Raw genomic sequence first — 24,054 nt, 5'->3', positions numbered from 1 at the left:
AAAGCAAAAATATATAAAAAGATAGATGGTCAGCTTTAAGATTGTGCTGATGATTATTGCGATAAGTGTGTTTGATGTTGGATTTATGTTGCAATATGGGGAGACAGGAAGATAGATAGGATATTTAAAAGGTCCTCACTGTAAGACAAGAACCTGGTGCAAGAAAGTCATGACCAAAGAGTGATAATCAAATCATATAGACAGGGTATGGCAACAGCAGGTTGCTTTTCAAAATATGGATTTATCTATATGATGTGGTTATGGAGGTGACGACTATGGAAACAAAAAATATTATTTTGAAACTTCGTACTGAAAGAGGAATGTCACAAGACGAGCTGGCAGATAAAATCATGGTTACAAGGCAGGCAGTATCCCGTTGGGAAAATGGAGATACCGTTCCAAACACGGATACACTTAAGCTCTTATCGAAAGAATTTGATGTATCGATCAATACGCTTTTGGGAGAACCCAGAAAGCTGATCTGCCAGTGCTGCGGGATGCCAATTGATGATGATTCCATATTGGGACGTGATAAGGATGGCACATTAAATGAGGAGTATTGTAAGTGGTGCTATGCAGATGGAACATACACATATAATGATATGGATGAATTGATTGATGTGTGTGTTAAGAATATGGTAAATGAAAACTTTACCGAAGAACAGGCACGTTCTTATCTGAAAGAAATGCTTCCAAAGTTAGATTACTGGAAAAGGTATGAGGAACTTAGTGACAATGGGCAGTTTGAAGAGTTTAAAATGCAATTGATAAATGAAATAAATGATTTACATATAGATGGACTTCCAAGGGTAGACAGACTGAATGCACTTGTAGGTAAATATGTAAATCTGGAATATGCACTGCCAAATGGACAAAAAGTGAAATTTCTGGATGACCAGAAAACTTATTTGGGAAATCAAATGGAATCTGAATTCGGAGGGGACAGATACTTCGGTATTCTGGCAAATATGGATTTTATTATGATATGTACATATGAGAAAGACGGTGAAAATCCTGAATTGGTTATATACAAAAAAAGATGAGTATAGTATGCGGATTAGTGATTAGTTTCGTTACCGTTCACTGATAATATTCCGCATGGAATGAGTAAAATAAAAATTCCGCTTTACAAATAACAGATAAAGTATTAAAATAAACAAAAAGATATCTTCAGGGCAGGGTGTGATTCCCTACCGGCGGTAGAGCCCGCGAGCCGAAAGGCATGATCCGGTGAGATTCCGGGGCCGACAGTATAGTCTGGATGGAAGAAGATGATAGTACAGTTGATTTTTGTATGAATGAATGTAGTATCAGAGCTCTGAGATGGTGATCCATTTCAGAGCTTTTTATGTAGGAAATAATCAGACATTCATTTATTGATCATATGTAACAGATCAATTCCACCCTGCAGATATTTCTGCAGGTTTTTTTTGTATTTGGCACATCGTTTTCGAAATAAATATACCACTCACTTGTCTGTGAATCCGATTGCACAGGTCTAAAAGACTCGGCGTACCAGGCAAAGAACAGGAATAAGAAAGAAGGAATAAAAATGACGGATCAGGAATATATGCTTCGGGCGATTCAGCTGGCCAAAAAAGGAGAAGGCTGGACGAATCCCAATCCGATGGTAGGGGCAGTGATCGTAAAAGACGGAAGGATCATCGGGGAAGGCTATCATAAAAAGTATGGAGAACTTCACGCAGAACGTAATGCTATTGCTTCTCTTACAGAACCAGCAGAAGGTGCGGTGATTTATGTTACGCTGGAGCCTTGCTGTCATCATGGAAAAACACCTCCATGTACGGAAGCGATCATTGAACAGAAGATCAGAAAAGTGGTGATCGGTTCCCGGGATCCGAATCCGAAAGTGGCAGGAAAAGGTGTACAGATGTTAAGAGAAGCCGGTGTAACAGTAGTTGAAGATTTTATGAGAGAAGAATGTGATCAGCTGAATCCGGTGTTTTTCCATTATATTACTACGAAAACCCCATACGTGGTGATGAAGTATGCCATGACACTGGATGGGAAGATCGCAACGAAGACAGGAGCATCAAAATGGATCACCGGAGAAGCGGCAAGAAAAGAAGTACAGCATATGCGGCATCAGTACATGGGGATTATGGCAGGTATTGGAACTGTGCTTGCAGATGATCCGATGTTAAACGTCCGGGTAGAAGGCTGGAAAAGTCCTGTCAGGATTGTGTGCGACAGTAAGCTCAGGATCCCGCCGGACAGTCAGATCGTAAAAAGTGCGGAAAAGTACCGGACGATCGTGGCTTATGCAGATCAGAAAAATACAGAAGAAAAAATAAAAATATTACATACCATGGGAGTTGAGACCATTTACTGTCCGGATGAAAAGGATCAGATAGACCTTAAGAAGCTGATGACAGATCTTGGAAACAGGGGTATTGACAGCATCCTCCTGGAGGGAGGCGGTACGTTAAATGACAGTGCCCTGCGAGCCGGAATTGTAAAGGAAGTACAGGCTTTTGTGGCACCAAAGCTGTTTGGTGGTGTGGCCGGGAAGACACCGGTAGAAGGTATCGGAGTTGAATTCCCGTCTGAAGCAGTAGAACTGAAATATACAGATATCTGCCAGATCGGTGAGGACATCCGGATAAGATGTCAGGTGTGTGAGAAAAAACAGGAGGAATCATGTTTACAGGAATCGTAGAAGAGAAAGGAAAAGTCCGTTATATACAGCTGACAGGAGAATCAGGGATCCTGGCAGTGAAAGCCCGGAAAGTCCTGAAAGGGACAAGGATCGGTGACAGTATTGCTGTGAATGGTGTGTGTCTGACAGTTACGTCGATTCAGCCGGACGGATTTACTGCCGATGTGATGGCAGAGACGATCAGAAGAAGCAGTCTTGGCAGCTGTAAAGCCGGAAGCCAGGTAAACCTGGAACGTGCAATGGCTGCAGATGGCAGGTTCGGGGGACACATAGTAAGCGGTCATATTGATGGAACTGGAGTGATACGTTCCATGCTCCGGGAAGAAAATGCCATCTGGGTATCGATTGAGACATCGCCACAGATCTTGCATCTGATCGTGGAAAAAGGATCCGTTTGTATTGATGGGATCAGCCTGACAGTTGCAAGGGTTGATGAAACTGGTTTTCAGGTGTCGGTCATTCCACATACAGGAGAAGAAACCACCCTTTTGGAAAAGGTGCCGGGGGATCTGGTTAATCTGGAAAATGATGTGATTGGAAAATATGTAGAAAAACTGCTTGGCATCAGAAAAAACGAAGAAGAGAAAAAAGAATCCGGAATTACGATGGAGTTTCTTGAAGAATTCGGGTTTTAGAACAGGAGGATATACACTATGTCACAAAATTATCAGTACAACACAATTGAAGAGGCACTTAGGGATCTTAAGAAAGGAAAAATAATTCTGGTCACAGATGATCCGGACAGAGAAAATGAGGGAGATCTGATATGTGCGGCAGAGTTTGCAACCCGGGAAAATATTAATTTCATGGCGACTTATGCAAAGGGTCTTATCTGTACACCGATGAGTGCAGAAATTGCGGCGAGATTGAACTTTCCGCCGATGGTTGCTGAGAACACGGACAATCACAGTACAGCATTTACCGTGGCAGTGGACCACGCAGATACAACCACCGGTATCTCTGCGGCAGAACGCTCCTATACCATTACGAAGTGTGTGGATGATCAGTCAAAACCGGAGGATTTCAGAAGACCGGGACATGTATTTCCGCTTATTTCCAGAAAAGGCGGGGTTCTGGTACGAAATGGCCATACGGAGGCAACAACAGATCTTATGAGACTTGCCGGACTGAAAGAATGCGGTGTGTGCTGTGAAGTTATGAAAGAAGATGGCACTATGATGCGTACATCACAGCTATGGGAAATGGCAAAAGAGCATAACCTTACATTTATTACGATTCGTGATCTGCAGGATTATATAAGAATACATGAAAAGCATGTAAAGGAGGAAGCAGCTGCAAACCTCCCAACGCAGTACGGTGATTTTAAAATGTATGGCTATATCAATGACATTACAGGAGAGCATCATCTGGCACTGGTAAAAGGTGATCTAGGAGATGGTGAGGATGTGCTTTGCCGTGTACATTCGGAGTGCCTGACAGGCGATGCATTCGGATCGCTCAGATGTGACTGCGGACTGCAGCTGCAGACAGCGATGCGCCAGGTAGAGGCGGAAGGCAGAGGGATCATTCTGTATATGAGACAGGAAGGCAGAGGGATCGGACTGATCAATAAGATCAAAGCCTATGCGCTTCAGGAACAGGGATATGATACCGTGGAGGCTAATGTGAAGTTAGGGTTTGCACCGGATCTCAGAGAGTACTGGGTTGGGGCACAGATACTGTCAGACCTTGGTGTGAAATCATTAAGATTACTGACCAATAACCCGGATAAAGTCTATGGGCTTGGTGAATTCGGGCTGAAGATCAATGAGAGAGTACCTCTGGAGATTCCGGTACAAAAATATGACCGGAAGTATATGAAGACGAAGCAGGAAAAGATGGGTCATATTTTTAAGGAAATAAATTTATAAAAAACAGCAAATAGCAGGAGGAAGAAAAAATGAGACAGATCAATTTAGTAGAAGGAAAAGTAGTAGCACCGGAGGGAATGAAGGTTGGCATCGTGGCAGCGAGATTCAATGAGATCATTGTGAATAAATTATTGGGAGGGGCAGTCGACGGACTGGTAAGACATGGAGTAGAAGAAGAGAATATTACTGCAGCATGGGTGCCGGGAGCATTTGAGATTCCGCTTACAGCACAGAAAATGGCACAGTCCGGAAAATATGATGCAGTTATCTGCGTGGGAGCTGTCATTCGTGGAGATACTTCACATTATGATCTGGTGTGCAATGAATCTGCCAAGGGGATCGCACAGGTTGAACTTGCAACAGGGATCCCGGTCTTATTCGGAGTGATCACGACTGAGAATATCGAGCAGGCTATTGCGCGTGCAGGAAGCAAAGCGGGAAATAAAGGCTATGACTGTGCGTTATCTGCGATCGAGATGGTCAATCTGATGAAGCAGCTCTAATAGATAGGGAAATAAATGATGACAAAAACGATCATATTCGATTATGATGGAACGATCCATCATACCATTGGAATCTATGAACCGGCATTTCGTGAAACCTATCAGTGGCTGACAGAACAGAAGGCTGCAGAAGAACGGGAGATAGGCTCGGTGGAAATTGCCGGCTGGCTGGGATTTAACAGTAAGGAGATGTGGAATACATTTTTGCCGGAGCTGGATCAGAGCTATAAAGAGCAGGCGAGCAGGATGGTAGGAGAACTGATGGTCAGACAGATCAGGAAGCATAAGGCAGTGTGGTATCCGGGAGCAGAGGAGATGCTTACAGCCCTGAAGAACCGGGGATATCATCTTGTGATCTTAAGTAACTGTAAAGCTTCCTATCGTGAGGCGCACTGGAAGGAATTTGGGATGGAACGATGGTTCGATCATTTTTATGACTGCGAATCGTATGGATTCCGTCCAAAGACAGAAATCGTGCAGGAAATCATCCGGGAATATACAGGCCCTTATCTGGTGGTCGGAGACAGGAGGCAGGATCTGGAATGTGCCAGAGCCTGCAAAAGCCCATTTATAGGATGCCTGTATGGATATGGTGAGAGCGGGGAGCTGAACGGAGCAGATCGTCTTGCAGAACATATAGAGGATATACCACAGTTGGTGATATGAGGATGAGCTCAGCTTTATCCGAAAGCAGAAGCTGTACACTGACAGAAGGCATAGGACTGACGGGAACGGCATAAATATTATAAAAATCCGAAGGATCCTGAAATATGATTTCCCTCAGTCTATGTATGATCGTAAAAAATGAAGAAGCAGTTCTTGAGAGGATTTTAAAGCCGGTTTCTCAGGTGATGGATGCGATCCTGATTGCAGATACCGGTTCTTCAGACAGAACAAAAGAGATCGCGGAGCAGTATACGTCGCAGGTGTTTGATTTTCCCTGGTGTGATGATTTTTCTGCTCCGCGTAATTTTCTTCTGGAAAAAGTCCGCACCGATTACTGGATGTGGCTGGATGCGGATGATGTCCTGGATGAAGAAAATCTGGAAAAACTGAAGAGTCTTAAAGAAACTCTGGATCCCGGAACAGATGTTGTAATGATGGAATATGCGGCAGGATTTGACCAGAGCGGGAGAACAACATTTTCTTATTTTCGGGAGCGGATAATGAAAACATCCAGAAATTTCAGATGGAATGGGGCAGTTCATGAAACTGTGATTCCGGAGGGAAATATCATTTATTCAGATGTGGTGATCCGGCACCGGAAATGTGGAAAAGGTGATCCGGACCGTAATCTTCGCATTTATGAAAAAATGCTGGCAGGAGGAGAAACGCTGGAACCCAGACATCAGCTTTATTATGGGAGAGAACTGTATTATCATCAGCGTTATCCGGAGACAGAGGCTGTGTTGGTGGAGTTCCTGAAAAATCCGTCCGGATGGCTGGAAAATAAGATCGATGCCTGTTTTGTACTTGGACAGTGCTACCGGAAAATGGGAGAAAAAAAGTACGCACTGGAAGCTTTTCTGTACAGTCTGACTATGGATGTGCCGAGGGCGGAAATCTGTTGTGAGGTCGGAAAGATTTTTCTGGAAAGAGAGCTTCCCAGACAGGCTGGCTACTGGTACGGGCAGGCGCTCACTGTGCCGTCAGATAAGAAAAAATGTGGATTTTTTATGGCTGAGTGTCATGGATTTGTGCCATATATGCAGCTTTGCGTTTGTTATGATAAGATGGGATGTCCGGAGCAGGCATTCTTTTTTCATAAGAAAGCGAAGGGACTGAAGCCGGAAGATCCGGGAGTATTGTATGATCAGAAATATTTCTGGGAAAAATATGGTCTGGCATAAAAGAAAAGATATCTTTATTATATTTTTCTGGCAGGGTACAAGCTTGCGGGGATCCTATGCACAGGTAAAAGCTGTTGTCATATACTGTAGGGAAAGTTATTATCCTATGAGGTGATCGAAGAATGCTGTTCAGGCATCGAAAACGTAAGGAAATGGAAATGCAGCAGGACAGTCATGAGGATTTGTCCTGTATGTCCTGTTATGGAAATCATAGTTCCTGTGGATGTGACAGATGTGGAACAAGAGGCTGCCCAGGCCCTGTGGGACCTACAGGACCAACCGGTCCCAGAGGCTGTCCGGGAGTTCCGGGTCCTATGGGTCCTCAGGGACCGCAGGGGGAACCGGGAATACAGGGATATACGGGAGCCACTGGTCCGGCTGGAGCAACAGGAGCCACCGGTCCGGCAGGAGTAACAGGTCCGACGGGAGCAACGGGAGCCACTGGTCCAGCGGGAGCAATGGGAGCGACAGGAGCAACAGGAGCCACCGGTCCAGCAGGTTCAACAGGAGCAACAGGAGCCACTGGCCCGGCAGGAGCAGCCGGAGCCACCGGCCCTGCTGGAACAGTAACCCCGGCAGCTGCTGTTGGAAATGCAACAACGGTAGATGATATTGTGGAGGATTTTAATGCACTTCTTGCAAACCTTCGTGATGCAGGACTCCTGGAAAGATAGTGAAATGATAAACACACGTTAATGTGCGGCTGCGTATTTTATGCAGCCGCTGCATATTCTCCATAAAAATATTTCATTGTAGCTTTCCGACGAAAGGTGCTATAATATTTTTGTCTAAGTATGATTATGGGGGATGAAATCGTGAAAAAAAACAAGTATGAGATCGATATGTGCAATGGGTCGATCATGGACAAGCTGATTTCGTTTTCACTGCCGCTGATGCTGTCCGGTATCCTGCAGCTGATGTTCAATGCAGTGGATATCGTGGTAGTGGGACGTTTCAGCGGAAGTGAGGCACTGGCGGCAGTAGGCTCCACTACCGCACTGATTAATGTGTTTACCAACCTTTTTATCGGGATCTCTCTTGGTGCCAATGTGCTGGCAGCCAGATTTTATGCTGCCGGTAAGGATGAAGAAATGTCAGAAACAGTACATACATCGATCCTGCTGGCTCTGATCAGCGGGATCATCATGGCATTTCTGGGAGTGATCTTTGCCAGAATCTGCCTGGAGCTGATGGATACGCCGGAGGATGTGATCGATCTTTCTACTCTTTATATGCGTATCTATTTTCTGGGAATGCCGTTTTTTATGCTGTATAACTATGGCGCAGCAATTTTGCGTGCAGTGGGAGATACCAAGCGGCCGTTGGTCTTTTTGATCATTTCCGGTTGTGCCAATGCGCTTCTGAACCTGTTTTTTGTGATCATTTGTCATTTAAGTGTGGCAGGTGTCGGAATCGGAACCGTGATTTCTCAGCTGATCTCCTGTATCCTTGTTCTCCGATGCCTGTATCAGACAGAGGGAAGCTATCAGCTGCGTTTTTCGAGTCTTTCCATAAATATGGAATATCTGAAACAGATTTTTCAGGTAGGGCTTCCAGCAGGAATCCAGAGTACAGTGATCAATTTTTCCAATGTGCTGCTCCAGTCCTCTGTAAATTCTTTTGGCTCCATTGCAATGGCAGGATATACGGCAGCAAACAATATCTTCGGATTTCTGTATGTGTCTGTAAATTCAGTTACCCAGGCCTGCATGAGCTTTACCAGTCAGAATTATGGTGTGCGAAAACCGAAACGTATGGACCGGGTACTTGTTGACTGTATGATCCTGTCCTTTGTCGTATCCTTTGCCATGGGCTGTGGTGCATACTTTTTCGGTCCGCAGCTTCTGAAGATCTATACGGAAAACCCTAAGGTTATCCAATGCGGAATGGAGATTCTTGCCTATACCACAGTTACCTATTTCCTCTGCGGACAGATGGATCTGTTTCCGGGAGCACTGCGCGGAATGGGCCGCTCCGGTGTCCCCATGATCCTGTCGATCATTGGAACCGTCGGGCTCCGGATCGTGTGGATATTCGGAATTTTCCCGGCACACAGATCATTGAAGGTACTGTTTATTTCCTACCCGGCATCCTGGATCTTTACGATCGTTATGCAGGTGATCTGTTTCTGGTTTGTAAGACGGAAGGTGCATAGTCGGCTTTTGCGAGAAACTGCATAATAAAATTAATACGTAGAATATCAGAGAAAGCGGACATAGTTCCGCTTTTCTGCATTTACAGGGAAAATAAAATAAGCCGGTTCAGCGTCTGCTCCTGGACAGCAGACAATGCTTACAGCCTGGAAATTGATTTTATAACCTGAGATTATATTAAGTATCAAAAATATACATTTTAATTATATGATGTTTTGTGTTAGAATATAGGACGAATAGGGCAGCGGAGGAATGACTGCCCTGAAATAGATAACGATCAGAAAGGAACTTGTTTTATGGATAAGGGAACAATTTTTAAATTTCATAATGACCTTGATACCGATCAGATCATTGCATCCCAGTATCTGCTCCTGCCGAATCTGGATGAAATGAAGGGCCACACATTTGAATCACTGGATCCGGATTTTTCCAAAAAGGTTAAACCGGGAGATTTTGTAGTTGGAGGAGAGAACTTCGGATGCGGATCCTCCAGAGAGCAGGCACCGGGTGTTCTTAAGGCACTTGGAGTAAAGGCAGTTATTGCGAAATCTTTTGCCCGTATTTTTTTCCGCAATGCCATTAATATCGGACTTCCGGCAATTGTCTGTAAGGATCTTCCGGATGCTGTGAAGACAGGAGATACCCTGGAGCTTCATATGTCCGAGGGAACTGCTGTTGCCAATGGTAAGACTTATTCCTGCACAAAACTGCCGGAATACATGCAGAATATACTGAATCAGGGCGGCCTTATCGCTTCTCTGAACCGTGAGGAGGAATAAGAGATGGGAATGACGATCGCAGAAAAAATCATCGCGGCAGCGGCTGGAGTGGACAGTGTAAAACCCGGAGATATCTATACGGTTTCACTGGATCATCTGATGAGCAATGACGGAACCACACATCTGACTGTTGATATGTACAACAATAAATTAAAAAATCCTCATATTGCAGATACAAAGAAGCTGGTATTTATCGTAGACCATAACGTACCGTCTGACAGCCCGAAAACAGCGGCATCCCAGAAAAAGATGAGAGATTTTGCAAGAGAAAATAATATTGATTTCTGGGAAGGAAAGGGTGTCTGCCACCAGATCATGATCGAGAATTATGTCCGTCCGGGACAGTTGATCTTCGGTGCTGACAGCCATACCTGTTCCTACGGAGCACTTGGTGCTTTCGGTACCGGTGTAGGATGTACAGATTTCCTTTACGGAATGGTAACCGGAACTTCCTGGGTCATGGTTCCGGAAACCGTAAAATTTAACCTGACAGGGAAGCTTCCTGAGGGTGTTTACGCAAGAGATCTGATCCTTACCATTATCGGTGAGATCGGGGCAAACGGCTGCAACTATCAGGCAATGGAGTTTACCGGTGAGGGCGCCAGAACCTTAAGCATCAGCGACCGTATGGCACTTTGCAACATGGCTGTTGAGGCCGGTGCGAAGACAGGAATCTTTGAGGCTGATGATAAAGCTCTGGAATATCTGAAAGAGCATGGACGTGAGCCAAAAGCGGTATATCACAGCGATCCGGATGCTGTTTACGCAAGAGAGTATACCTTTGATCTTTCAAAAGTCCGTCCGGTTGTAGCGAAGCCAGACTTTGTTGACAATGTGGTTCCGGCTGAGGAAACCTGCGGCATCAAGATCAACGAAGCGTTCCTTGGCTCCTGCAATAACGGCCGTATTGAAGATCTCCGTGTAGGCGCAGAGGTGATCAAAGGCAAAAAAGTTGCAGAGGGAGTTCGTTTCCTGGTTGTTCCTGCAAGCCAGACCATCTATCGTCAGGCATTAAAGGAGGGGCTTATCGATATCTTCATGGAAGCAGGGGCTATTGTTATGAACCCGAACTGCAGTGTATGCTGGGGAAGCTGCCAGGGTGTTATCGGCGAGAATGAGGTTCTGATCAGCACAGGAACCCGTAATTTCAAGGGACGTGCAGGGCATCCGAGCTCTAAGGTTTACCTGGGATCTGCGGCAACAGTTACTGCATCTGCCGTTGCAGGTGAGATTGCAACTGCTGACAGAGTATAAGAGTTTCAGAAAAGATTTAAATAATATATTCAGAAATTATCAGAGGATGATCCGTTTCGGCGTGGGTTCTTATAACTGGGCAGACAGAAAACATTTGCCTGATGATACGGAACGGAATAAACAGGAGATATACATATGGAAGCATTTACAGGAAAAGTGTGGGTACTTGGTGATGATATTGATACGGATATCATTATCCCGACGGAGTACCTTGCACTGAAAACCATTGACGATATGAAACAGTACGGATTCAGTCCCCTTCGTCCGGAGCTGGCCGGACAGATCCAAAAGGGCGACATTATTGTAGCAGGAAAGAACTTCGGATGCGGATCCTCCCGAGAGCAGGCACCGGAGATCATCAAGGCACTGGGTGTGCAGTGTGTCATTGCGAAATCTTTTGCCCGGATCTTTTTCCGCAACTCCATTAACAACGGCCTTCTTCTTATTGAGCAGCCGGATCTTCATGACAATGTAAAAGAGGGAGATCAGGTTACGGTAGTAATGAATGAGCATGTAGAGCACAATGGAAAACAGTACCCGATCGCGTCTCTTCCGGAGAATCTGATGGATATCATCCAGGCTGGCGGACTGGTAAAAGCCATGCGTAAGCTGAACGGCCTGGACTAAAAAACGGAGAGGAGAGAAATAATGGGCGAGACGATCATTGAAAAAATTATCAGACATAATACAGGCAAGGCAGTAAAGCCTGGTGATATCGTGACGGTCAATGTGGACAGAGTGATGATCCATGATATCTTTATTCCGTTTGTAGCGGAAAAATTTGAGGAGATGGGCTTTCAGAAGCTGTGGGATCCGGACAAGGTTGTTCTGATCTATGACCATCTTGTACCGGCAAGTCAGCAGGATGATACCAGACATTTCCATGTGGGAGATGCTTTTGCAGCTAAATATGGCATGAAAAACGTACACAGAAGTGACGGTATCTGTCATCAGCTTATGACTGAGGCAGGTTATGTTAAACCCGGTAATATTGTATTTGGCACAGACAGCCATACCACGACTTATGGATGTGTCGGTGCGTTTTCTTCCGGCATCGGTTACACAGAGATGGCCAGCATCCTGGGAACAGGAACCATGTGGATCAAGGTTCCGGAAACCATAAAGGTTGTGATCGACGGAGAACTTCCGGAGAATGTCATGTCCAAGGATATCATCCTCCGCCTGATCGGTGATCTTCGTGCAGATGGAGCTACTTACCGTGCTCTGGAATTTTGCGGAAGCACCATTGAAAATATGTCTGTGGCAAGCCGTATGACTATGGCGAATATGGCAATTGAGGCCGGTGCGAAATGTGCACTTTTCACACCGGATGAGAAGACAGCTGCTTACTGCAACGTAGAGCTTGATGATTATCAGAAGAGTCTTGTGGGAGATGAGGATGCTGTCTACATGAAGACCATAACTTATAAAGCAGAGGATTTTGTGCCGGTAATGGCATGTCCGTCTCAGGTGGACAAGATCCGTGATGTCAGTGAGCTTCAGGGTGAGACCATCGACCAGGTATTCATCGGTTCCTGTACCAACGGACGTCTGGAGGACCTTATGGCGGCAGCAGAGGTGCTGAAGGGCAAAAAGGTTGCAGACTTTGTAAAGCTGATCGTGACTCCTGCCAGCCGCAAAATTTACCGTCAGGCTATTGAGCTTGGCATTCTGGATACTCTTGCGGAAGCTGGGGCTGTCATTACACATCCGGGCTGCGGACTTTGCTGCGGAAGGACCGGCGGAATCCTGACAGACGGTGAAAAGGTCGTGGCAACCAACAATCGTAATTTCCTGGGACGTATGGGAACTTCCAAGGTCCAGATCTATCTGGCATCTCCGAAAACAGCAGCAGCCTGTGCCGTTGCAGGCAAGATCGTAATGCCGGAATAAGAAGCAGAAGATCCTGAGAGAAATACTGTTGCCAGAAACAGATAAAGAAACGTATGAGAAAGACAGATTTTCGCAGAGGCGTCAGTCTGTCTTTTTTTACCGGATCAGAAGGATCCGGGATAAGTCATTTTTACAGAAAATGGGATTTATTGTATTATAATAACAGCCAGTGTGACAACATAACATATATTACATAAGACTCGAGGGATAAGGGTATGGAGAAAAGATCAACCATCAGTAAAAAGACACTGAAGATCATACTTGGAATCTGCATTGGCGTAACAATCCTGGCAGTGGCAGGGTTATTTGTCTATACATACTTGGCAGATCACAATACGCTAGGACGGAAGATTTCCATATGGGGAGTGGATGTTTCCAGACTGGATGCAAAGCAGGCAGAAGAAAAGATCGCTGCGGAATTTGCAGATCGTCCGGTATCCTTTCAGGAAAATGATCAGGAAGTTTACAGTACTACTTTGAAAGAGCTGGGCTACAGTCTCAATGAAGAAGCCCTTCTGAGTAAGCTTACAGAAATTCAGAAACAGCGGGAAGAGAGTCGGAAGCTTTTTCCAAAGGAAGAAAATATAGAACCGGAATGTCAGATCGAGGAAGATGAGGAGCAGGAAAAGCAGGCTCTCGATCTTTCAAATTTCGGTACGGAAGAAAGAAAAGCTTCTGTTGATGCAGCCATTCAGTACGATAAGGAGAAAAAAGAATTCACTCTTGTGAAGCAGGTACAGGGGACGGAAATCGATCCGGATAAGCTGGAGACTACTGTGGACACAAATCTGAACGCAGCATTTGATACGGCTCTTCTTGGAGATATCATTACAGTACCGATCAACAAGCATGTGTATGTAAGTCCGACTGTCACTGCAACAGAGGATATGAAAAATAAGGTTACAGACCTGAACAGCCAGCTGAAGAAATACCGCAGCAGTACAGTAACTTATACATTCGGAAGTGAAACGGCTGTTCTGGATTCCGATACGATCACATCCTGGCTGAAGACTGAAGGGGAGACGCTGACTTTAGATGAAGAAGCCATTAAAGCCTACATCAGTGAGCTTGCCAACAAATACAATACCATTTATGTTCCCCGTACCTTTCATACATCTGCGGGAACGGATGTGACCATTGAGGGAAATGAGTACGGATACCGGATCGATCAGGACGGAGAGTATGCTCAGCTTCTGGAAGACCTGAAAAGTGGTACTGCTGTAACAAGAGAGCCTGTTTACAGCAAAAAAGGATACCAGAGAAACGGAACAGACGATCTGGCAGGCAGTTACATAGAGGTCAGTCTGGATGCACAGCATTTGTGGCTGTATAAGGACGGAAGCCTTGTGACGGAAACAGATATTGTCAGCGGTAAGCCGGTGAAGGGGCGTGAAACATATCGTGGTGCATGGCCGATCGCCTACAAGGCGAGTCCCTTTAACCTTACCAGCAATGAATATGGTTACGATGTAAAGGTTAATTACTGGATGCCTTTTGTCTACGGACAGGGACTTCATGATGCGTCCTGGCAGTCATCCTTTGGCGGGAACCGTTATAAAACCAACGGAAGCCACGGCTGCATCAATCTGCCTAAGGATCAGGCAGCACTGATCTATAACACTATTGATGCAGGTTATCCGATCATTATTTACTGATAGGAGCAAAAAAGCTTCGGAGAGATCCGGAGCTTTTTTTATGCCCGAAAATGAAAATTATCATGGAAGCAGGATCGTAAATGATAAGGTTTTTCAAAAGTACGTTAAAAAAAACACAAAAAAATATCGAAAAAGCCTTGTCGAAACAGAAATAACGTGATATGATGATTTCGGAAATCGAGCTAATACACTTCTTAATTGCGGAGGAAGAGTGTTTTTCTCTTTTATTTGAGTGCAAATTGATAAAAAAACTCAAATAAGTGTTAGTTGAGATTTCATTTTTTTATTCATGTATCGTTAAAAAAAAGACAATATATGAACAAGAATATCTACTATAAACGTCAGATTTTAGACTAAGAAAGGATAATGAAAGGTATGAAGTACAGTTATTATCCGGGGTGCACCCTGAGAACAAAGGCCAAAGATCTGGATGAGTATGCCAGAGCCAGTGCCACAGCCCTTGGGTTTGAGCTTGAGGAGATCGAGGACTGGCAGTGTTGTGGTGGTGTTTATCCGCTTGGCACAGACGAGATCGCCACAAAGCTTTCTTCCGTCCGTGCGTTAAACCAGGCAAAAGAAAAAGGCCAGGATCTGGTGACGATCTGTTCAGCCTGTCATCATGTGATCAAGCGTGTCAATGATGATATGAAAAATGTGGAAGATATCCGGACCAGAGCCAACAATTATATGCAGTTGGAAGCTCCCTATGAAGGAGAGACAACCGTTCTCCATTATCTGGAGGTTCTCCGGGACAGAGTCGGTTTTGATAAACTGAAAGAAAAAGTAGTAAATCCTTTTACCGGAAAGAAGATCGGAGCCTATTACGGATGTCTGCTTCTGAGACCTGGAAAGATCATGGCATTTGATGATCCGGAAAATCCAAGGATCATGGAGGATTTTATCCGTGCCCTTGGCGCTGAGCCTGTGATCTATCCTTACAGAAATGAATGCTGTGGAGGATATATATCCCTGAAAGAAAAAGAAATGTCACAGAATATGTGTGAAAAGATTGAAGAAAGCGCAGCAGGCTTTGGCGCAGATATGCTGATCACTGCCTGTCCGCTTTGCAAATACAATCTGAATAAAAATTCCGGAAATAAAATGCCGGTTTACTATTTTACAGAGCTTCTGGCAGAAGCCCTTGGCGTCAATGAGGAGGTGGCAAAATGAGAGATAACCATTCTGCTGCGGAAAAAATAAAGGAGATCAGCGGGACCAATCCTCTGAAATGTATGAAGTGTGGCAAATGCTCTGCTACCTGCCCATCCTTTGACGAGATGGATATCAAGCCTCATCAGTTTGTGTCCTACGTGATCAATGAAAATATCGAAGCACTTGTAAATTCAGCATCCCTGTGGAAATGTCTTTCCTGTTTTGCCTGTGTGGAGCGCTGTCCGCGAGACGTAAAACCCGGAAAGATCATTGACGGGGCAAGACAGCTGGTTGTCCGGGAAAAAGGTGGAGACTATCTTTCACCAAATGAAATTCCGGAGCTTCTTGATCCGGAGCTTCCTCAGCAGCTGCTCGTAAGTGCGTTCAGAAGATACAGGAGGTGAGAAAGTGCAGAGAATCGGTGTATTTGTCTGTCATTGCGGAAGTAATATTGCCGCTACGGTAGACGTGAAAAAGGTTGTGGAGATCATTGCAAAAGAGCCAGGAGTTGTCCATGCAGAAGATTATCAGTATATGTGTTCTGAAGCAGGACAGTCCAGGATCCAGGAAGCCATCCGTGAAAAAAATCTCACAGGAGTGGTTGTCTGTTCCTGTTCTCCGCGTATGCATGAGGCAACTTTCCGTAAAGCAGCGGGAAAGGCCGGCCTGAATCCATATATGGTGGAGATCGCAAATATCCGTGAGCACTGTTCCTGGATCCACAAGGATATGCAGGAGGCTACGGAGAAGGCCGTGATCCTTGCAAGAGCAGCAGTAGCAAAAGTCAATTTAAATGCTCCTCTTCAGCCGGGAGAAAGCCAGGTTACAAAGAGAGCCCTGATCATCGGAGGCGGTATCGCCGGAATCCAGACGGCTCTTGATATTGCCGATGCAGGCTATGAAGTTGATATTGTGGAAAAAACACCAAGTATCGGCGGAAGAATGTCACAGCTTGACAAAACCTTCCCTACTCTGGATTGCTCCGCATGTATCCTTACTCCGAAAATGGTGGAGGCTGCAGCTCACGAAAAGATCAATATCTATACATACAGTGAAGTAGAAAAAGTTGCAGGTTTTGTAGGAGATTTTACTGTTGATATCCGCAAAAAAGCGCGAAGTGTCAACATGGACAAATGTACAGGCTGTGGAGTCTGCCAGGAAAAATGTCCTTCCAAAAAGATTCCAAATGAGTTCAACAGAGGGCTGAACAACCGGTCAGCTATTTATACTCCGTTTGCACAGGCGATTCCAAACGTTCCTGTGATCGACAGAGAGCATTGCCTGAAATTTAAGACAGGCAAATGTGGTGTCTGCTCCAAAGTATGTCAGGCAGGAGCCATTGATTACGATCAGCAGGATGAAATCGTAACACAGAAATACGGAGCGATCGTGGTGGCAACCGGATTTGATACCATCAAGCTTGACAAATATGATGAATACGCATACAGCCAGAGCAAGGATGTGATCACATCTCTGGAGCTGGAGCGTATCATGAATGCTGCAGGACCTACAAAAGGACATCTTGAGCGCCTTTCCGATGGAAAAGCACCCAAGGAGATCGTATTTATCCAGTGTGTTGGAAGCCGTTGCTCCGATGACCGTGGAAAGCCATACTGTTCCAAGATCTGCTGTATGTACACAGCTAAGCATGCCATGCTGATCCGTGATAAATATCCGGATACCAATGTGACGGTATTTTATATTGATGTCCGTACACCTGGTAAAAACTTCGATGAGTTTTACAGAAGAGCAGTTGAGCAGTATAACGTAAACTATATCAAAGGTCAGGTAGGAAAAGTAATCCCGCAGCCGGATGGAACACTTCTTGTTCAGGGCTCGGATCTTCTTGATAATAAGCAGATCTTCAAGAAAGCAGATATGGTAGTTCTTGCAACAGCCATTGAACCGAATCCGGATGTACGTAAGATCGCTACCATGCTTACTGCAAGTATTGACACCAACAATTTCCTTACAGAAGCTCATGCAAAGCTTCGTCCTGTAGAATCACCGACAGCAGGAATTTTCCTTTCCGGTGTATGCCAGGGACCAAAGGATATCCCGGAGACAGTTGCCCAGGCAGGAGCTGCGGCCGTAAAGGCCATAGGACTTCTTGCAAAGGACAAGCTGACAACCAATCCATGTACGGCAAGATCTGACGAGCTTCTCTGTAACGGATGCTCTACCTGTGCAAATGTATGTCCTTACGGAGCGATTTCCTATGAGGAGAAACAGGTCAACGATCACGGTATCCGTGAGACAAGAAGAGTTGCGGTTGTCAATACAGCACTTTGCCAGGGCTGCGGTGCCTGCACAGTAGCCTGCCCGTCAGGAGCCATGGACCTTCAGGGCTTCTCCAACAGACAGATTATCGCGGAGGTGGATGCAATATGTCGATAGAAACAAAGGAAGAATTCAGACCAAAGATCGTGGCATTCTGCTGTAACTGGTGCAGCTACGCCGGAGCAGACCTTGCCGGAAGCAGCCGTTTGAGCTATCCGGCGGATGTAAAGATCATCCGTGTTCCATGTTCCTGCCGTGTCAATCCCATGTTCATCCTCCGTGCCTTTGAAAAAGGAGCCGATGGTGTGATCATGTGCGGATGCCATCCGGGAGACTGCCATTACAGTACCGGAAACTATTATGCAAGAAGACGTATGACACTTCTGTTTTCAATGCTGGATTATATTGGGGTGGAAAACGGAAGAACACGTGTGGAATGGGTATCTGCCGCAGAAGGCGTGAAATTTTCACAGACTATGAATGAGTTTGTTGAGAAGATCCATTCACTTGGTAAAAACGTGAGATTGGAGGATATAAGATGCAGGAGCTGATAAAACGTGCAAAAGAACTGCTTGCAGATGGCACGGTAGTCCGGGTTCTTGGGTGGAAAGCCGGAGATCTTGCCTTTAATCCGGAACCAGCCTATTTTGAAACACCGGAATCTCTGGAGGATTTTGTCTATGATGGATTCTGCGGTGCCAATTTAAGCAAATATATGATCGAAGCTTCCAGGCTGGAAGGAAAAACCATGGTCTGTCTGAAGCCCTGCGATACATATAGCTTTAACCAGCTTTTGAAAGAGCATCGTGTAGACAGAGAAAAAGCCTATATCGTAGGTGTTGGCTGTAAAGGAAAACTGGATATTGAAAAGATCCGCAAAATGGGGATCAAGGGTATCCGGGGAATTTCCGGAGCAGAGATTACCGGAGATGCCGAGACACTGACTGTGGATACTGTTTACGGAGAAAAAACCTGTGCATACAAAGATGCCATGCTGGAACGCTGCCATGTATGTAAAGGAAAAGAGCATAAAATTTACGATGAACTGATCGGTGAGTCAAAGGAGACAAAGGACGCTGACCGTTTCGCAGAAGTTGAGCGGATCGAGGCAATGAGTCCGGAAGAAAAATTTGCATTCTGGCAGAGCGAGCTGAGTAAATGTATCCGCTGTAATGCCTGCCGTAATGTATGTCCGGCCTGCAGCTGCCGCAAATGCGTTTTTGACAGCAACAAGTTCGACAGCGCCCAGAAGGCAAATGTGGATTCCTTTGAAGAAAAGATGTTCCATGTGATCCGTGCCTTCCATGTAGCCGGAAGATGTACGGACTGTGGCGAGTGCAGCAGAGTCTGCCCGCAGGGAATTCCCCTTCATCTGTTTAACCGTAAGTTTATCAAGGATATTGATGCGTTTTACGGTGAGTATCAGGCAGGCGAGGATGCGGAGTCAAAGGGTCCGCTTACCAGCTTTACCTTTGAGGATGTAGAGCCAGGGATCGTGGCAGAAAGGGGATAATGTATGTATAAGATCGCAGTAGAAAATCTGCCGGCATTATTCCGGAAAATTGCCGCAGATCAGGAATTATATTTACCGGTAAAGGTAAGTGAACAGGTAAACTTCAAGGCATGGAGCGAGGATGCAGAGGTTTCCCTTGAAACACTGAAAACCGTGAAATCACCGAAGGATGCTTTCTTTCCGCAGAGTGAAAATCTCTATACCTGTAAAAAAGACGGAAAAAATATCAGCATTGAGCCTCAGGCACTGAAAGACCAGAATTTTGTCGTATTCGGAATGAGAGCCTGTGATGTACAGGGTGTGAAGGTTCTCGACAAGGTATTCCTTGGGGATCCGGTGGATACTTTTTACCAGGCAAGAAGAGAACATGGAACTATCGTAGCTCTTGCCTGTCATGAACCGGAGGAAAGCTGCTTTTGTAAAGTATTTGGCATTGATGCTGCAGATCCGGAAGCAGATGTTGCAGCCTGGATCATCGAGGGAGAGCTTTTCTGGAAGCCTCTCACAGAAAAGGGAAATGCTCTGACAGAAGTTGTGAAGGAGCTTTTGGCAGATGCTGATGAGACAAAGGTAGAAGAGGAGAAGAAGGCGATCCGTGGTATTATCGAGCTTCTTCCATATACACATCTTTCACTGGAAGGATGGGCGCAGGAAGAATACATGGACCGTTTCAATTCTCCTGTATGGGAGAAACTGTACAAGCCTTGTCTTGCCTGCGGAACCTGTACCTTCGTATGTCCGACCTGTCAGTGCTATGACATTAAGGATTACGACACAGGGCACGGTGTTCACCGTTACCGCTGCTGGGATTCCTGCATGTACTCTGATTTTACCATGATGGCTCATGGAAACAACCGTACCAGCCAGATGCAGAGATTCCGTCAGAGATTTATGCATAAGCTTGTTTATTATCCGTTAAATAATGACGGCATGTTCTCCTGTGTTGGCTGCGGCCGCTGCGTGGAGAAATGTCCGGAATCTTTAAATATCGTAAAAGTCATCAAGGCCTTTGAAAAACAGGGAGGTGAAAAGAATGAGTGAATGTACCTGTCATAAGAATTTTACACTGGATACGCTGATCCCCAAGGTTGGCGTGATCACAGATATCCGTCAGGAGACACCGGATGTAAAAACCTTCCGTGTGGAGGCTCCGGAGGGTGGAAAGCTTTTCGAGCATATGCCAGGACAGTGTGCCATGGTCTGTGCACCAGGTGTCAGTGAAGGTATGTTTTCTATTACTTCTTCTCCTACTGTAAAAGATTATCAGGAATTCAGCATCAAAAAATGCGGATCCCTTACCGACTATCTCCATAGCCTTCAGGTTGGAGATGAGATCGCGGTTAGGGGTCCATACGGAAATCATTTTCCGGTGGAAGATAAGTTAAAGGGAAAAAATCTCCTGTTTATCGCAGGTGGAATCGGTCTGGCACCTCTTCGTTCCGTGATCAATTATGTGCTGGATAACCGTGAGGATTACGGAACAGTAGATATTCTCTATGGTTCCCGTTCCGCAGATGATCTGGTGCAGCTTAAGGAAATCCAGGAAGTATGGATGAAAACAGAAGGTGTAAATGTATATCTTACCATTGACCGCGAGCAGGAAGGCTGGGACGGTCATGTAGGATTTGTTCCGAATTATCTGAAGGAGATTGGTTTTGATACCAATAAGACCGCTCTGGTCTGCGGCCCGCCGATCATGATCAAATTCGTTCTGGCAGGACTGGAAGAGCTGGGCTTCTCCAGAGAGCAGGTATATACCACACTGGAGCTTCGTATGAAATGCGGTGTCGGAAAATGCGGCCGTTGCAACATCGGAGACAAATACGTCTGCAAAGACGGCCCGGTATTCCGATGTGATGAGGTGGATGAATTACCTAATGAGTACTAAGTTATAGATTGCACCTTAAGAAACTTTCAAATATATGCGCTGGTTATAGCCAGTACACAGCCATGTGGAACAGCCATCTCGCTAAGATGCCCATTTTAGGAGCGGTTTTAGCGGCGCTGAAATCCAGTACTTACGAAGACTTAGGAGTGAAGGCTCTCCTGAACTCCTTAGTCGCAGTTAGTACTTAGTTCAGCAGAGCGTTGCGACGGGCACGTGTGAGATGGCTGTTCCACATGGCGTACGATTTGGATAAAAGAAAGGACACCAACATGGAAAATAATATGGTAAACGTATATTTTTTCGGTAAGAAATACAGCGTTCCCGGTGATCTGACCATTATGACAGCTATGGAATATGCCGGTTATACATTAAAAAGAGGATGCGGCTGCAGACACGGATTCTGCGGTGCCTGCGCGACCATCTACAGGATCAAGGGACAGAATGAGCTGAAAACCTGTCTCGCCTGTCAGACACAGGTGCAGGAGGGAATGTATGTGGCAAGTATCCCGTTCTTCCCTACAGACAAGAGACTTTATAATATAGAAGATCTTAAGCCGAACCAGCAGGTAATGATGGAGCTTTATCCGGAGATCTACAGCTGCATCGGATGCAATGCCTGCACAAAGGCCTGTACACAGGACTTAAATGTCATGCAGTATATTGCATATGCGCAGAGAGGCGAGCTTGAAAAATGTGCAGAGGAATCCTTTGACTGTGTAAGCTGCGGCTGCTGTTCCGTAAGATGTCCGGCAGGAATTTCCCATCCGATGGTAGGCCTTCTTGCAAGACGTCTCACCGGAAAATATATTGCGCCGAAAAGCGAGCATCTGGAGAAACGTGTGGAAGAGATCCACGAGGGCAAATTTGACGATATGATCGAGAAAATCATGCAGAAGCCGATCACAGAGATGCAGGAACTTTACAACAGCAGAGAAATCGAGAAGTAGGAGGGCGTAAAACATGTATGCACCATATCCAGAAAATATGATGGAATCCATCAAAAAGGTAGAGGCTACAAGAGCGGAGCGTATGGCAACAGAGCCAAGACGTCTGAGTGCAGATGAGAAAGATGCTCTTCTCAAAAAATTCCATCCGGACTATAACCCGGATGCATTTGCAGAGATCAAGGTAGGACCGAACAAGGGACAGAAAGCACCACTGGAACTGACAAAAATGCTCCATTCAGAAAGCCGTCTGCTCAACGAAAAAATCGATCTTACAAAAATCGATTATGATGTAGATGTACTGATCATCGGCGGTGGCGGAGCAGGCTCTTCCTGTGCCATCGAGGCTCACAACGCAGGTGCCAACGTTATGATCGTTACAAAGCTCCGTATCGGTGATGCCAACACCATGATGGCAGAAGGCGGGATCCAGGCAGCAGATAAAGAAAATGATTCCCCGGTACAGCATTATCTGGACTGCTTTGGAGGCGGACATTTTGCAGCAAAACCGGAGCTGGTAAAAAGACTGGTAATGGAAGCCCCGGATGCGATCAAATGGCTCAACGACCTTGGTGTTGAGTTTGATAAAGCAGAAGACGGAACCATGGTCACTACACATGGCGGCGGTACATCCAGAAAGAGAATGCATGCTGCAAAGGATTATTCCGGATCAGAGATCATGCGTACTATCCGTGATGAGGTCTTAAATCTTAAGATCCCGGTAGTGGAATTTACCTCCGCTGTAGAACTTCTGAAGGATGAAAAAGGTCAGACTGCCGGTGCAGTTCTTCTCAACATGGAAACCGGAGACTATTCCGTTGCAAGAGCAAAAACAGTTGTAATTGCAACCGGTGGTGCAGGAAGAATGCATTATCAGGGATTCCCGACCTCCAATCACTACGGAGCAACTGCTGACGGACTCGTGCTTGGATACAGAGCAGGCGCTTCCCTTCTTTACCAGGATTCTATCCAGTATCATCCAACAGGTGCGATCTATCCGTCACAGATCCTTGGTGCCCTGGTAACAGAGAAGGTTCGTTCCGTTGGTGCACAGCTTGTAAATGCAAACGGAGAAGCTTATATTCATCCGCTGGAAACCCGTGACGTAAATGCTTCCGGTGTTATCCGTGAGTGTGAGGAAGGCCGTGGCGTGGAAGTTCCAGGTGGACGAAAAGGTGTATGGCTGGATACTCCGATGATCGAGATCCTGGGCGGTGAGGGAACTATCGAAAAGAGGATCCCTGCCATGTTCCGTATGTACATGAATTACGGCATTGATATGAGAAAAGTTCCGATCGTGATCTACCCGACCCTTCATTATCAGAACGGCGGACTTGAGATCAACGGAGACGGCTTTACAAAAGAAATCCCGAACCTTCTGGTTGCAGGAGAGGCAGCAGGCGGAATCCACGGAAGAAACCGACTGATGGGCAACTCTCTTCTTGATGTAATTGTATTCGGACGAAATGCAGGTAAAAAAGCAGCTGCCAAATGCAAAGAGGTAGAGCTTGGCACCATGAATCTGGATCATATCAGAAAATATGAAGAGGAACTGAAAAATGCAGGAGTTGATACAGGAGACGTATCTCCCATGCTTCTGCCGAAATATGCCCGCCACGAACGTTAAGTTAAAAATATG

Annotated in this window: 23 protein-coding genes and 1 riboswitch; all 23 genes read left to right on the top strand. The window is 45.6% G+C overall.

Annotated features, from left to right (window positions below; all coding sequences use genetic code 11):
• The first annotated feature begins 275 nt into the window (after positions 1–275).
• The 23 genes from ACTNDQ_RS06810 (at position 276) to ACTNDQ_RS06700 (ending at position 24,042) form a co-directional block, all read left to right on the top strand.
• Entirely contained in the window at positions 276–1,043 is a 768-nt protein-coding gene (locus tag ACTNDQ_RS06810) for a zinc ribbon domain-containing protein (RefSeq protein ID WP_278796139.1), read from the top strand.
• A 119-nt stretch (positions 1,044–1,162) separates the two neighbouring features.
• Positions 1,163–1,277: riboswitch (FMN riboswitch) on the top strand.
• 275 nt (positions 1,278–1,552) lie between these two features.
• Positions 1,553–2,680: a bifunctional diaminohydroxyphosphoribosylaminopyrimidine deaminase/5-amino-6-(5-phosphoribosylamino)uracil reductase RibD gene (gene ribD, locus ACTNDQ_RS06805; protein ID WP_173722393.1), complete on the top strand. Its 1,128-nt coding sequence runs from the start codon at positions 1,553–1,555 to the stop codon at positions 2,678–2,680.
• The gene (ribE, locus tag ACTNDQ_RS06800) at positions 2,662–3,315 is read left to right on the top strand and encodes a riboflavin synthase (RefSeq protein WP_278796141.1); all 654 of its coding nucleotides are present in this window, start codon (positions 2,662–2,664) and stop codon (positions 3,313–3,315) included. Before ribD ends, ribE begins: the two co-directional genes overlap by 19 nt.
• 18 nt (positions 3,316–3,333) lie before the next feature.
• Positions 3,334–4,551 carry a bifunctional 3,4-dihydroxy-2-butanone-4-phosphate synthase/GTP cyclohydrolase II gene (locus ACTNDQ_RS06795; RefSeq protein WP_278796142.1) on the top strand — a complete coding sequence of 406 codons (1,218 nt, stop codon included), beginning with the start codon at positions 3,334–3,336 and terminating at the stop codon, positions 4,549–4,551.
• 29 nt (positions 4,552–4,580) lie between these two features.
• Positions 4,581–5,054, top strand: coding sequence for a 6,7-dimethyl-8-ribityllumazine synthase (gene ribH, locus ACTNDQ_RS06790; RefSeq protein WP_006427673.1), 474 nt, complete (start codon positions 4,581–4,583; stop codon positions 5,052–5,054).
• 18 nt (positions 5,055–5,072) lie between these two features.
• Positions 5,073–5,720: an HAD family hydrolase gene (locus ACTNDQ_RS06785; RefSeq protein WP_441064275.1), complete on the top strand. Its 648-nt coding sequence runs from the start codon at positions 5,073–5,075 to the stop codon at positions 5,718–5,720.
• Between the two features lie 104 nt (positions 5,721–5,824).
• The gene (locus ACTNDQ_RS06780) at positions 5,825–6,904 is read left to right on the top strand and encodes a tetratricopeptide repeat-containing glycosyltransferase family 2 protein (RefSeq protein WP_279199179.1); all 1,080 of its coding nucleotides are present in this window, start codon (positions 5,825–5,827) and stop codon (positions 6,902–6,904) included.
• Between the two features lie 122 nt (positions 6,905–7,026).
• On the top strand, positions 7,027–7,578 hold the full coding sequence (locus tag ACTNDQ_RS06775) for a collagen-like protein (RefSeq protein ID WP_278796145.1): 552 nt from the start codon (positions 7,027–7,029) through the stop codon (positions 7,576–7,578).
• A 126-nt stretch (positions 7,579–7,704) separates the two neighbouring features.
• A complete protein-coding gene (locus tag ACTNDQ_RS06770) occupies positions 7,705–9,084 on the top strand; it encodes an MATE family efflux transporter (protein WP_334303510.1) in 1,380 nt (459 codons plus the stop codon).
• Between the two features lie 269 nt (positions 9,085–9,353).
• Entirely contained in the window at positions 9,354–9,836 is a 483-nt protein-coding gene (locus ACTNDQ_RS06765; RefSeq protein ID WP_022426042.1) for a LeuD/DmdB family oxidoreductase small subunit, read from the top strand.
• A 3-nt stretch (positions 9,837–9,839) separates the two neighbouring features.
• Positions 9,840–11,090 (top strand): 3-isopropylmalate dehydratase large subunit, encoded by a 1,251-nt coding sequence (locus tag ACTNDQ_RS06760; protein ID WP_138277378.1) that lies wholly within the window; start codon positions 9,840–9,842, stop codon positions 11,088–11,090.
• A gap of 135 nt (positions 11,091–11,225) precedes the next feature.
• Positions 11,226–11,717 carry a LeuD/DmdB family oxidoreductase small subunit gene (locus ACTNDQ_RS06755; protein WP_015524680.1) on the top strand — a complete coding sequence of 164 codons (492 nt, stop codon included), beginning with the start codon at positions 11,226–11,228 and terminating at the stop codon, positions 11,715–11,717.
• 21 nt (positions 11,718–11,738) lie between these two features.
• Positions 11,739–12,983, top strand: coding sequence for a 3-isopropylmalate dehydratase large subunit (locus ACTNDQ_RS06750; RefSeq protein WP_173733213.1), 1,245 nt, complete (start codon positions 11,739–11,741; stop codon positions 12,981–12,983).
• 215 nt (positions 12,984–13,198) lie between these two features.
• Positions 13,199–14,638 (top strand): L,D-transpeptidase family protein, encoded by a 1,440-nt coding sequence (locus tag ACTNDQ_RS06745; protein ID WP_441064271.1) that lies wholly within the window; start codon positions 13,199–13,201, stop codon positions 14,636–14,638.
• A gap of 375 nt (positions 14,639–15,013) precedes the next feature.
• Positions 15,014–15,808, top strand: coding sequence for a CoB--CoM heterodisulfide reductase iron-sulfur subunit B family protein (locus ACTNDQ_RS06740; RefSeq protein WP_441064269.1), 795 nt, complete (start codon positions 15,014–15,016; stop codon positions 15,806–15,808).
• Complete coding sequence (locus ACTNDQ_RS06735; RefSeq protein WP_015524685.1) at positions 15,805–16,194, top strand: 4Fe-4S dicluster domain-containing protein; 390 nt, start codon at positions 15,805–15,807, stop codon at positions 16,192–16,194. Before ACTNDQ_RS06740 ends, ACTNDQ_RS06735 begins: the two co-directional genes overlap by 4 nt.
• Positions 16,195–16,198: 4 nt before the next feature.
• Positions 16,199–18,187, top strand: a complete 1,989-nt coding sequence (locus ACTNDQ_RS06730; RefSeq protein ID WP_441064266.1) for a 4Fe-4S binding protein — start codon at positions 16,199–16,201, stop codon at positions 18,185–18,187.
• Entirely contained in the window at positions 18,178–18,621 is a 444-nt protein-coding gene (locus ACTNDQ_RS06725; RefSeq protein ID WP_015524686.1) for a hydrogenase iron-sulfur subunit, read from the top strand. Before ACTNDQ_RS06730 ends, ACTNDQ_RS06725 begins: the two co-directional genes overlap by 10 nt.
• Positions 18,609–19,583 carry a 4Fe-4S dicluster domain-containing protein gene (locus ACTNDQ_RS06720; protein ID WP_441064264.1) on the top strand — a complete coding sequence of 325 codons (975 nt, stop codon included), beginning with the start codon at positions 18,609–18,611 and terminating at the stop codon, positions 19,581–19,583. Before ACTNDQ_RS06725 ends, ACTNDQ_RS06720 begins: the two co-directional genes overlap by 13 nt.
• Positions 19,584–19,586: 3 nt before the next feature.
• Entirely contained in the window at positions 19,587–20,624 is a 1,038-nt protein-coding gene (locus ACTNDQ_RS06715) for a 4Fe-4S dicluster domain-containing protein (RefSeq protein ID WP_278796153.1), read from the top strand.
• Positions 20,617–21,471, top strand: a complete 855-nt coding sequence (locus ACTNDQ_RS06710) for an FAD/NAD(P)-binding protein (protein ID WP_441064262.1) — start codon at positions 20,617–20,619, stop codon at positions 21,469–21,471. Before ACTNDQ_RS06715 ends, ACTNDQ_RS06710 begins: the two co-directional genes overlap by 8 nt.
• 233 nt (positions 21,472–21,704) lie before the next feature.
• Positions 21,705–22,418, top strand: a complete 714-nt coding sequence (locus ACTNDQ_RS06705; protein ID WP_330383239.1) for a 2Fe-2S iron-sulfur cluster-binding protein — start codon at positions 21,705–21,707, stop codon at positions 22,416–22,418.
• Between the two features lie 13 nt (positions 22,419–22,431).
• Positions 22,432–24,042: an FAD-dependent oxidoreductase gene (locus ACTNDQ_RS06700; protein ID WP_022426050.1), complete on the top strand. Its 1,611-nt coding sequence runs from the start codon at positions 22,432–22,434 to the stop codon at positions 24,040–24,042.
• Positions 24,043–24,054 lie beyond the last annotated feature (12 nt).

The organism is Blautia massiliensis (ex Liu et al. 2021) (assembly GCF_052064225.1).
Lineage (GTDB): Bacteria > Bacillota > Clostridia > Lachnospirales > Lachnospiraceae > Blautia_A > Blautia_A fusiformis.
Note: the sequence above shows the minus strand (reverse complement) of the source record. Positions and strands in the feature narration are given on the sequence as shown.